10 protein-coding genes and 1 pseudogene are annotated in these 11241 nt (G+C 71.0%); 1 reads left to right on the forward strand and 10 read right to left on the reverse strand.

From position 1 onward, the window contains the following. From AWZ10_RS38230 to AWZ10_RS38275, 10 genes are all read right to left on the reverse strand, one after another. Positions 1–1247: zeta toxin family protein (locus AWZ10_RS38230; protein WP_244172690.1), on the reverse strand; the 1247-nt coding region annotated here is incomplete at its 3' end. Between the two features lie 23 nt (positions 1248–1270). Then, the gene (locus AWZ10_RS38235) at positions 1271–1618 is read right to left on the reverse strand and encodes a hypothetical protein (protein ID WP_060893325.1); all 348 of its coding nucleotides are present in this window, start codon (positions 1616–1618) and stop codon (positions 1271–1273) included. Between the two features lie 121 nt (positions 1619–1739). After that, positions 1740–2246 carry a hypothetical protein gene (locus AWZ10_RS38240; protein WP_060893326.1) on the reverse strand — a complete coding sequence of 169 codons (507 nt, stop codon included), beginning with the start codon at positions 2244–2246 and terminating at the stop codon, positions 1740–1742. A gap of 64 nt (positions 2247–2310) precedes the next feature. After that, the gene (locus tag AWZ10_RS38245) at positions 2311–3117 is read right to left on the reverse strand and encodes a hypothetical protein (RefSeq protein ID WP_046709829.1); all 807 of its coding nucleotides are present in this window, start codon (positions 3115–3117) and stop codon (positions 2311–2313) included. 75 nt (positions 3118–3192) lie between these two features. Continuing rightward, entirely contained in the window at positions 3193–4923 is a 1731-nt protein-coding gene (locus tag AWZ10_RS38250; protein WP_046709828.1) for a type IV secretory system conjugative DNA transfer family protein, read from the reverse strand. 69 nt (positions 4924–4992) lie between these two features. Continuing rightward, positions 4993–6393, reverse strand: coding sequence for a PQQ-binding-like beta-propeller repeat protein (locus AWZ10_RS38255; RefSeq protein ID WP_060893327.1), 1401 nt, complete (start codon positions 6391–6393; stop codon positions 4993–4995). 110 nt (positions 6394–6503) lie between these two features. Beyond that, entirely contained in the window at positions 6504–8600 is a 2097-nt protein-coding gene (locus AWZ10_RS55355; RefSeq protein WP_060893328.1) for a peptidoglycan DD-metalloendopeptidase family protein, read from the reverse strand. Between the two features lie 7 nt (positions 8601–8607). Continuing rightward, positions 8608–9285: a hypothetical protein gene (locus AWZ10_RS38265; RefSeq protein WP_046706524.1), complete on the reverse strand. Its 678-nt coding sequence runs from the start codon at positions 9283–9285 to the stop codon at positions 8608–8610. 151 nt (positions 9286–9436) lie between these two features. After that, positions 9437–9799: a DUF4913 domain-containing protein gene (locus AWZ10_RS38270; protein WP_046706523.1), complete on the reverse strand. Its 363-nt coding sequence runs from the start codon at positions 9797–9799 to the stop codon at positions 9437–9439. A gap of 122 nt (positions 9800–9921) precedes the next feature. Continuing rightward, positions 9922–10470 (reverse strand): hypothetical protein, encoded by a 549-nt coding sequence (locus AWZ10_RS38275; protein ID WP_046706522.1) that lies wholly within the window; start codon positions 10468–10470, stop codon positions 9922–9924. Between the two features lie 320 nt (positions 10471–10790). Here AWZ10_RS38275 and AWZ10_RS53180 point away from each other — a divergent pair. Beyond that, positions 10791–11241 (forward strand): annotated as a pseudogene (locus AWZ10_RS53180) (hypothetical protein); the annotation flags it as partial.

The raw sequence follows: 11241 nt of genomic DNA on the forward strand, positions 1-11241 counted from the left end.
ACGGGATGCTGTCGGCGCGCTGCAAGGAACGGATCACCCGTGCGGGCATGGCCGCGCTGACCGAACGGGCCGTCGGGGACTGTCGGCGACGGCGACGCGGGGACTGTCGGCGACGGCGACGCGGGGACTGTCGGCGGAGTGGCCGGAGCAGCCGAGGGGGCTGTCGGGGCCGCTGGTGGAACAGCCGGGTTTGCCGACGGCGCGGCCTGGGTTCCCGTGGTGGCCTGCTGTGAAGCTGCGGCCGGGGGTGGTGGCGGGGTCAGCTGTGCCGCTGCGGTCGGGGTCAGCAGGGGGCGGGCCTGGTCCTCGATGCGGGTGAGCCGGCCCGGCCACTCGGGGCCCAGCGCCCGGGCCGTCTCGCGCAGGCGCAGCTGGGTGGTGACGAAGGAGTCGCTCTCGGCCGCCGTCCAGGGGCGTACGCGCTCCGCGGCGAGGGCCTGGCGCAGCTCCGGCGGGCCGGTCCAGTTGCCGGTGCCGTCGAGGGAGTTGCTGTAGCGGGGCTTGCTCTCACCGCGGCGGTAGACGCTCGCGAGGTCGGCGAGGGTGCCCCGGTCGACACGGTCGGCGAGTTCGAGGATGCCGGCGTAGGACTCGTCGGCGTTGGACTGCACGGTCAGCCGCCCCTGGCCGCGGTCCGCGAGCTGCTCGTAGTACCGGTTGACGATGCCCTGGTTGCTCATCGCCTGCGGTACCCCCATGAACAGGGCCTCGACGCGCGCGCCGGAGTCCCGGTAGGCCCGCATCTTCTCCTCCACGGCCCGCGCGTTCTGCGAGGTCTCCTGGATGATCGCGTGCAGCCCGTGGTCACGGACGTACGCCTCGGCCAAGGCCATCCAGGCCCGACCGTCGGCGCGGGTGTAGGCGGCCATCAGGGTGTCGTCCTGGGCCATCAGCCGGGCGTACGCGGGGTGGTAGGGCTTGTAGAGGTCGCTGTCGACGTCCGCGAAGCCACCGTGCCGGTCGAGTACGCCGGCCACCATCTCGGTGACCCTGCTCTTGCCCGCGCCGGGCTGGCCGACCAGGAACACCACGGTCGGCGTCTCCTGCCCGGTGCGCCCCGCCAGCAGGTCGGGGACGATCCGCTCACGGAAGATCCGCCGGTTCTCGGCGTCGGACAGCCGGTGCCGCTCCACCTCGGCGGGATCGATCACTCGCGCGGGCGGATCGGGCACGCGCTCGGCCGGGGCGGCCATGTGCGGGTGCTCGGCCGGATCTGTCACGCGCTGGTACTCGGCCGGATCGGTCATGCGCCTGCGGTCGGCCGGGTCGGTCACGTGAGGCTCGCCAGGACCTCGCGGGCGAGCCGGGCGTAGCGTGAGCGGGCCTCGGCGATCTGGTCACGGTCGGCCGAGCGCAGCCGTTCACGCTCCTTCGCCAGCCGCCCCTGCGCGGCGCGCGCGGCCTCGATGACCGCGGGGTCGGGGGCGTCCTTGGCCTCCTCCGCCGCGATCCGCGCGCTGTAGGCGCCGACCGCCCCGTTGACGGCCTCGATCGCCGCCTCGTACGCCGCGGTCTCCTCGTTCGACCAGTCGTGCGGCTCCAGATCGTGGGTCACCGAGATGCCGTTGCCGCGTGCGGTGTCCCGTGGAGCGCCCTGCGGTGTGTCCCGTGCCGTCATGTGTCCCTCCGGTGTCCCGGTGTCCAGTGGTCATTGTGGGGGACGGCGGACCGGGGGAGCCGGGTTCCCGGGAACCCGCAGAACGCAGTCGCCAGGGCACCCGCCGCGGTTCACCGTCGGTTCAGCCCCCGGTCGCCCACTTCCGCAGCAGGGCCTCCCGCTGCTCACGCCGTGGGGTGCCCTCCGTGGCGTGGGCGCGGCCCCAGCTCGCGAGGGTGTCGACGTCCGCCGTACCGGCCACGATGCGATCCAGCAGGGCGACGGAGAGGTCGTACTCGGACTGGACGTAGCCGCCGAGGGCCGCGGCCGACAGTGTGTTCAGTTCGACGGTTCTGTCGACGGTCTCGAGGTGCACCTCGAACGCGGCCGCGGCGTCACCGCCGCCCGCGACGGCGCTGGCGACGAGGTCGACGGCCGTGGTGGCGAGCAGCCGGGCGCCGGACCGGATCCGCACGTACCGCACGGCCATCGACCGGATCTCCGACCAGCCCCACACCGCGCTCTGGCCGGTCCCGAGCCCCTCCACCCAGTCCCGCGTCAGCCGCACCCCGTCCCCGTACCCCTCCGGCTGCGCCCCGACGTACACCCCACCGTCCTCGGCGATCCAGAACAGTCCGACCATGGCCATGCGTGCCTCCCCGACAGCTGCGTACGCGTTTCCCCTGATGAGACGTCATCCCGCACCGGACGGTTCAGCGCCCCAGGGCCGTTCGCAGGGTCATTCCGTGCCGGACGCGCAGACGCCGTATCTCCCACAGGGACAGGGCCGTCACCGTCAGCGGGCCGGCGAGGAGGAAGGAGTAGATCACTGCGGGTGGGGCCGCCACATCGGGAGTGTCGGAGAAGCTGAGGGCGAAGAGGGACCAGACCAGCAGGGGAGAGAGGAGGGCGGGAAGCAGTTCGTGGACGTCGGCGGTGCGGAAGCAGGAGTTCAGACCCATGAACGTGACCAGCAGCGTGGTGACGACGGCGACGAGCAGGACGACGACGCAGGCGATGGCTCCCACGACCAGTAGCGCCAGCATGACCAGGCCGGTGATCGCGATACCGGCCGTCTCGCCGAAGAGCCCGAATGTGAGATCGAACTTACCGATGTCCTCGTCGGAGACGATCTCGCCGCGCAACGCCAGAACCATGAGCCAGCACACGCCGACCCCGAGGACGATGACGCCGATCGCGCGCAGCGGGCCGCCGAGACGGCGTACGTACACGCCGCCCAGCGGGGAGCGCGCCGCGAGGATGAAGAGGGTGATCCCGACGGCCCCGGCGCCCAGCAGGATGGCGCACCCCAGCGCCAGGTTCCCCAGCTTGTCCAGGACGAACTCCTCACGCCCCTTCCGCAGTGGGTAGGCCATCACCAGCCAGACGGTGGCCAGCAGCCCCAACACCGTACGAGCCTGCTGGAGGCGGGTGATGACCGGATCCCTGATGAGATCGGGCCGGGACGGGACGGCCAGTGCCACCGCGCCGCCCGTCAGGATGCCCACGACCTCGCCCATCCGGTGATCTCCTTCGCGCTTCGCGCTTCTCGTTCCTCTGCTTCCTGCTCCCGGCCCTGGCGCCGACTCCCCCGGTCAGCGCGCCCCGGGGTCGTACTTCTTCAGGGACGCCTGGACCTCCTGGACGTACGGGCCCTCCCACCACGGGATGGTCTCGACCAGGACCGGCTTGGTGCCCGAGGCGAGGACGAGGGCGCGGCCCGGGGGCATGGCGCCGAGGTCGGAGACGCCGAGGACGCGTTGGCGGCTGACGGACTCGCTGACCGTGCGGTTGCCGCTCCAGCCGCCGAACTCCGACTCACGGCTCGCCTGGTACTCGCGCTGGTCGTACTCGCCCGCCAGCTCGCTGAGGTCGCCCAGGAAGCGGGTGTCGGAGACGCCGCCGCCGTAGACCCGGATGTTCGCGGCCGACCACAGCTTCTCCATGCCGCGCTCGCCCCACACCTCGATGCCCTGCGCCCAGGACTGGAGGATGGTCATGAGGATGATGCCGCGCGAGCCGTAGTGGGAGTACAGGTCGGGCAGGGAGCGCCAGCGGCAGACGTTGGCGGCCTCGTCGAGGACGCCGACGAGGGGCAGCGCGAGGCGGCCGCCGCGCTGGGTGGTGGCGTACTCCTCGGCCGCCTCGACGACGGCGACGGTGAGCGCGGTGACGAGCGGCCCGGCGGAGTCCCGGCCCTCGCGGGACAGGGAGTACAGGGTGCCGGCGGTGCGGACGAACGCGTGCGGGTCGAACTCGGGCGCGTTCGGGTCGGCGGGCGGGGTGACCCAGCGGTTGACCTCCGGGTTGACCAGGCAGGACGCCATCTGCTGGGCGACACCGTAGATACCGCTGCGCTGCTTGTCGGGGGCGCTGATCACACCGCTGAGGCCGTCGGCGGCCATGACGTGCCCGGCGCCGCGCAGGATCCGCTCCGGGGTGTCGTCCTTGGGGTTGGACAGCCAGGTGTAGAGCTGGGTGATCGGCAGCTTGGCGCAGGCGGCGGCGAGCAGCAGGTTGGCGAGCAGGTCCTGGCCGGCCGGGTCGAAGAAGGCGTCGGTGGAGGCGTTCGCGTCCCGCGACCCGCTGGCGAAGTGGTCGGCCATCTTGCGGGCCTTGGCCACGTCGGTGACGTACGACAGCGGGTTCCACCACCAGCTGGGCGTCTCGGCGGCGACCTGCTGCGGGTCGAAGACCCACACGGGGCCGCGCGCGGAGCGGGGGCCGCGGGTGGAGTCCACGATGTCCCGCTTGTTGGAGGTGACGAGGACGGCGCCGGGCCCGTCGAGGATCGCGGGGACCGCCCGCCGGGTCGTCTTGCCGGTCCGCGGGCCCCAGATGTCGACGTGCATGTCCTCGTACGAACCGAACAGCGGCTGCCTGCCCTTGACGGACCGTCCGATGAAGACACCCGGGGTGCGGGCCTTCACGCCCAGCCGCTCGGCCGTGGCCGCCGCGCCCTTCATCGTCAGCTTGCCCAGCTCCTCACCCTTCGCGAGGTGCCGTGCCGCCCCGTCCACGTCGGGCTTCTTCCTGAACCGCTGGACCACCCGGTACGCGGCGGTCCCCAGGATGCCGAGCAGCACGGCCTCACCGGCGGCCACGGCGCTGGCCGGGGATCCCGGCCAGCTGTAGTCGCCCTTGACCATGGCGACGAGGAACGTCAGCGGGTTCGACGCCGGGGCCGGCGCGTCCGCGAAGGGGGCACCGATCCGCGCCGCGAGCCACGCCCCGACGACACCCAGGAGCACGATCGCGACCACGATGACGATCTCGATCGTCCAGTCGTCCTCGGCGCGGGGCTTCTTCTGCTGTTCTGCGGTCACCCGCGGGTCCGTCCTTTCTGGGGGTGGGGTGGGGGGTGGCGTTGTGGCTGTCCTGTGGGGAGCGGGCGGTCAGGCCTTCTCGGCCTCGAAGGCGAAGAGGCCCTCGGAGGTGTCGAGGAGCGTGTAGCCGTTGCTCGTGAACTCCGCGGGCACCTCGGCCCCCTCGGGGACCATGCCGAGCAGTTCCTTGGTCCCCGCGGCCAGGGCCGCGGTCTCGCCGTCGTCGAGCGTCGCGTACAGGACACCACCGGGGGTGATCATCAGCGGTTCGATGTCCTTGTCGTCCGACTCCTGCCGCCACAGCTCGGCGCCGGTCTGCGTGTTCCAGGCCAGCGCGCCCTCACCGAAGTTGGCGACGGCCGTCTTGCCGTCGGGGGACACGACGATCTTGGCCATGTCGGTCGCGGCCAGGCTGACCGTGACGGCCGGCCCGACGGCCAGGGTGCGTCCGGTCGGCAGGTCGACCGTGGTGATCAGCTCGTCGCCCTTGGTCCGCGGAGACCAGATGAGCGTCGCCTGGTCACCCCGAAGGGGGAAGAGATACCTGTCCCCGTCCTCGTACTCCCCGTCCATGTCGCGCAGTTCGTCGGGCTGGTCGACCTCGTCCCCCGTGCTCCAGACGCGCTTGCCCGTGGTCCGGTCGATCAGCCGCAGGGGGGTGTAGATCCCGTGGTCGTTGTCGACGTAGCCCTGGCCGCTCCCGTAGATGTCCTTCTCGGCCAGGTACTTGTCGAGCACGAAGTCCCTGCCGCCGCCGATCGGGGCGAAGGTGACCCTGTCGTCGGTCTTCACATGTCCCCGGATGACCGGGAGATCGACGTTGTCCTCACCGGTGAGCGTCGAACTGCCCAGCTCGGCGCCGCTGGGGTCGTACATGGTGTAGACGGTCTTGACGGCGGCCGCCTTCAGGCCGCTCGCCTCCGTGTTCTCACACGTGCGGACGAGAAAGGCCGGGGAGCCGTCCTTCCACTGTCCGACCTGGACATGCGTGCTGAGGGACGGACCGTCACCGTCGGCCGGGTCGTAGTCGCACTTCACGGTGAAGGTCTTGCGCTCCTTGCCGGTCGCCGCGTCGTGGAGGTGGGCGACGAAGTGCGCCGTCCGCGTCTCCGCCCCGGACTCGTCCTCCGGCGCGGTCAGGTCCTGGACCAGGAGGAAGGCGTCCCCCACCTGGCAGATCCTGTCAGGGTCCGTTCCATAGAGATGGTCGGCACGGTCGAAGGCGGTGTCGCCACCGCACTCGTAGGCCTTGCCGTCCTTCCGGGCCAGGCTCCAGGCAGGCTTCGCCGCCAGCCCCGGGATCGGCTCACCCTTGTAGACGGGCTGCCCGGCCTCGGAGGCCGACGCGGACGCCTTGGGGCGACCGGTGGCCTTCGTGCCGCTCTCGCCGTCGCCGTCCCCGCCACCGCAGCCGGCCACGAGTCCCAGGGACAGGACGGTTCCGACGACGAGACCAGTGCGTATCTTCATCAACTTCCTTGTTCCGTACGGTGATGGGGAGGTCCTGGGTGGACGGGTCCGGAGGAGATTCCTGAGGCGGTCCCGGGGGCGGCGCAGTCCATGGGCCTTCCCCCCGGGCCCTACGCCTCGGCTTTGCCGTCACCCTCGACCGCGTTCGTGCCCGCGGGGATCGGTACGCGGTAGACGCCCGTGATCTTGTCCTGGACGTCCCAGGTGCTGAAGGAGACGTTCTTGCCCGGACGCGGGGCGTGGATGATCTTCTTGCTCTTGGGGTCCCAGACGATGCCCACGTGCCCGGACAGTCCGTCGCCCTCGGGCCGGAAGAAGATCAGGTCACCGGGCTGGGCCTCGGAGAGCTGCACCTCGTACTTCTCCAGGCGGGGCTCCTGCACATGGGTGTTCCCGCCGATGTCGATCTTCCCGTCGCTGGCCATGTAGTACGCCCACTGCGTGAAGCTGGAGCAGTCGAAGCTACGGGGGTTCTGGCCCTGGAGCCGCGGCGCGCCGTACACGTACGGGACGCCGACGCCGCGCTGCGCCCAGCCGAGCACCGCGCGGATCACCGGGTCGTCGGAGTCGGGCAGGACACCGGAGGCGCCGGCGCCGTCGGGGGCGACGGCGGTGCCGCTGCCGCCCTTCGCGCAGTCGGCGTACTCGGCGTCACGGGACTTGTCGTCGGAGTCGGAGCCGGGAACCGTGCCGTAGTCGGGGTTGGCGGTGACCCGGCCCGCCATCCACTCCGCGGGGTCGACCATGCCGGGGCCCTGGTCCTGGCCGCCGACGAACGGGTTGTCGACGCCGGGGACGAGGACTTCCCAGTGGAGATGGGCGCCGGTGACGTTGCCGGTCGCGCCGACCGTTCCTATCTGCTGGCCGCGCTTGACGGAGTCGCCGACGGACACGTTGAACGAGGTCTGGTGGGCGTAGAGCGTGATGACGCCGCCCGAGTGCTGCAGCTTCGTCATGTTCCCGTACGACCCACCGGGACCGGCGGCCACGACCTTGCCGTCCGCCGGGGCGTAGATCGGTGTACCGCTGGAGGCCACCAGATCGAGGCCGGTGTGGTAGCCGAGGCTCCACATACCGCCGCTCTTGTGGTACGGCGTGCCCACCTGGTAGGTGCCCCGCTTCATGGGCCACTGCCAGTCCTTGCCGGTGGTGGTGGGCGGCTTGGCGCCGGGGAAGGAGACCGGCGTCATGTCCGTGCCGCTCGGGACCGTGAACGCGACCGGAGCCATGGCGGAGACGACTTCCTCGCTCTCGCCCTCCAGCGGCGGGGTCGACCACGAACGGGCCGAGGCCGCGGCGATGCTGAGAGCCTTGCCGGGCTGGGCGTCGTTGTCGACCGGCTCCGGGATGTCCGACTGCTTGCCCAGGGTGGGAAAGCCGGGGTTCTTCTCGATGGTCTCCTTGAGATGGACGTACCAGCGCTTGATGAGGTCCTTGTCACCGGTGAGCGCGCCCCGGTAGCGGGCCGCCTGGGTGAGGACCACGCGCGGGTAGATGGTGTTGGAGGCGGTCGAACCGGAGTAGATCTGCAGCGCCTTGAAGGGCTGGGTCTCCGCCTTCTTCGAGTGCAGGAAGTTGGCCGCGGCGTAGGCCGCGTCGTCGATGTTGTACAGGTCCTCTTTGCCGTCGTCGTTGCCGTCGTCCCCGTAGTCCGTCCAGGCCGGCTTCCCGAACTGCAGGAGGCCCATGTAGCCGAGGGAGTTGGCACCGCCGGGCGCGGCCGAGGGGTCCTGCCCGTACTTGGTCTCCTGGTACATCTGACCGGCGATCATCGTCCAGTCGAGGCCGTCGTAACGGGCGGCGGCACGCATCGAGGCGAGGATCATCTTCGGCGGTATCTCGTTGCGCGCGGTCTCGCTCGGCATGTACATCTTGCCGGCCGGCATGACCGGGTTGGTGGCCGCGGCGTCGCCGGTGTTCCCGGCTTCGGCGTTGTCGGCGTAGTCGCCGCAGGCGGCGGTGGTGGCGCCGCCGCCAACTCCCCCGACCAGACTCACCATCATGACGACGACCAAGAAGATCAAGGTCCCCGCGAGGAGCCCTCCGCCACCACCGACGATCAGCCAGATCTTGCGGCCGTTGTTCTTCTTGCCCCCGCCGCCCTTTCCTCCACCGCCAGGGCCGGCGGCCAGCCTGCCTGCCGCTTTGGCGGTCTTGGCGACCTTGGCGGCCTTCGCTGCGGCTGCCAGTACGGCGGGTGCCACCATAAGACGCTCACTCTCCCGCGTCTTCGGAGACGCCGACGTCACCGAGGCCGAAGATGTCGAACCCGGAGACCACCCACTTACCGCCGTCCTCCCTGACGGTGACCAGCCACTCGTTCGACTCCGTCGTGGTCTGCGAGCCCTCGGTGCGTGTGGCTGTCGCCTTGACCAGGCTGGAGATCGTACGGCCGCTGCCGCGCACCAGGTCGTCGGAGATCACCGCGTCGCGCACGACGACGGCCTTCCCTTTGGAGGAGCACTCTTCCGCCTGACAACTTGCCCACGCCTTGCCGGACGGAAGAACGGTCACCTGCTTCATCTGCGTTTCGCGGGTGGTGAGCGCGAGCAGCGGAGGGACCCAGTCGACCGTGTTGCTGGTGTGGTCGTAGGTGTTGATACCGGCCATGTACTTCGCCATGACCGTGTGTGCCTCGGCCACTTCGGTGAGCGCGACGATGGGGGACGCGGCGGCGGCGCCCGGCTCGTCCGTACCGGAGTCCGCGTCCGTCCCGCCGGTTCCTGTTTTCCCACCGGAGGTGACGGCCGGGGCTGGGTTCCCGCTGCTCTCGTCCAGGTCGTCGCCGCCCCCGCCGAAAACGGTGAAAACCGTCAGCGCGACAGCCAGCAGAGCGCCGAGCACCGCCAGGGCCAGCAATGCCGTGCGCTTGTTCTCGGCAGGCAACTCCACGGTTCCCGCGTCTCCCTTGTGCTGAGCCAGTACGGCGGTCGGGCGCTGACCGGGACACGGTAGGGGGAGGTGGGGGCAGGGGAGACTCGACTTTCCCGGCGAGGAAAGAGCCGGGAAACGGGAGCGGGCGTGAGGGTGGGGCCGAAGGCCGTCACTCCTGCCGCGGATCCACCGGCAGCGGGTCGAAGGGATAGGCGGTGTGCCCGTCCTTGGGCGAACAGGCCGCGAACGGGCCGGAGTCGGGGTCCATCAGCACCCGTAGATGCGGGTCGGCGTGGTGCAGCCACCACGTCGACATGCCGAGGGCCGGGTCCTGGCGCAGATGTTCCCAGGCCAGCCACAGGGCGGAGAGCCGCGCGCCGGCCTCCGGGTGCTCCCACCACTTGGGGCACCAGGTCGCCGACGAGCCGTTGACACGGCGGCGCACCATCTGGGCGAGATAGTCGGAGACGAAGACGTAGACGTCCGCGAAGTAGAACTCCGGCTCATTGGCGTCGCCTTCGGTACCGGTCATCGTTCCACTCCTGCGGGTTGCTGCTCTGGGGGCCGGGGGTGACGGACGGGTCGGTGCCACGGGCGGGACCGAGGGCCGCGTGGCCCGAGCGAGGTGGGCCCGGAGGGACGGCGGCCGGGCGATCAGGACAGGACGATACCGAGCAGCAACAGCACCACGACGATCGCGCCCATCACGATCCGCGCCGTCGGATCCTCGCGCTCCCACAGGTCATGGACGAGGGCCCAGCCGGTCAGCCGCGCGGCGCGGCCGCCATGGAGACCGCGCTCCTGCTCGTCCTCCTCGGTGTCCTCGACGTTCACCGGGACCATTCCGGGCGCGGCCTCTGAGTCGGCGTCGAAACCGACCGGCAGGCCCTGCTGTTCCTGAGCCACCAGAACCATGTGTTCGAGGAGTTCGGGAATCGTGTGGGGGGTGAGGGGATAGGCGAAGGTGCCGTACGGCGTCTCGACGCACAGCCGTGCCTGCCAGGGGTTGCCGGGCTCATAACCGTCGACCCAGGCACGGTCGGCTTGGAAGACCTGGGGCACGGGTACGGCGGCGGAAGCGGGAAAGGGTACGGCGCCGGAATCGGGAACAGGTGCCTGCTGGGCCGGCGGGTCCTGCTGGGGAGCGCCCCAGGTGCTGGGGTCCGGCTGCGGCGGCTGCGGGTGCCCGTTGTGATCGGTCAACTGTCGTCCTTCGCCGGTCCGTCGGGTCCAGGGGTGCCGGGAACGTCATGCGTACGGCACACGCGCCCAGCGCATTGTGGGCCCAGTGCGGTCCGGGACGGCCAAGCGGGTTCCCGGCATGTCCCTGACCCTTTTCCCGAACACTTTCCCGGACTCCGCCCACGCGGGAATTCCCGTCTCCCGGTGAGGAAATCGACAGCGGTCCGGTGACAGGTCTTTGTCACACTGCCTGCGCACCTGGCTGGGCCAGGGCCCGTCGTGCGGTGCGGTCGTGCCCGCCGAGGCGGACGGGGAACCGACTCGCTGGAGTAACCGACTCGATGACAGACCACAACAGCCCTGCTGGCGCGGTCGGCGGAGGCCAGCCTTCCGGCCAGCCCGGGTCCTTCGGTCCTCCCCAGCAGCCGCAACAGCAGGCGTGGCAGGCGCAGGGCCACGGGCACCAGCCCCCTGTCCCGCACCAGGCCCAGCCCGCTGCCCCGCAGCCCTCCCACCCCCAGCCGCAGCAGCTCCCCTCCGACGCGGCCCGAGCGCAGGTCGCCGCCGCTTGGGTACGCAACACGCCCCAGGCCGGGCAGGCCGCCGTACCGGCGCTGCCGCCGCGCGAGACGCGTCCGGCGAGCGAGTCGAAGAAGGAGAAGCGCGAGCGGGAACGGGCGGCCCGCAAGGCCGCGTACGAGCAGAAGAAGACGGCCAAGGAGCAGCGCAAGAAGGGCGGCTCGGCCACGGCCGTCGCCGCGACCGCGGCGACGGCCGCCCACCCCGCCGCAT

Origin of the sequence: Streptomyces europaeiscabiei (assembly GCF_001550375.1) — a bacterium.
Lineage (GTDB): Bacteria > Actinomycetota > Actinomycetes > Streptomycetales > Streptomycetaceae > Streptomyces > Streptomyces europaeiscabiei.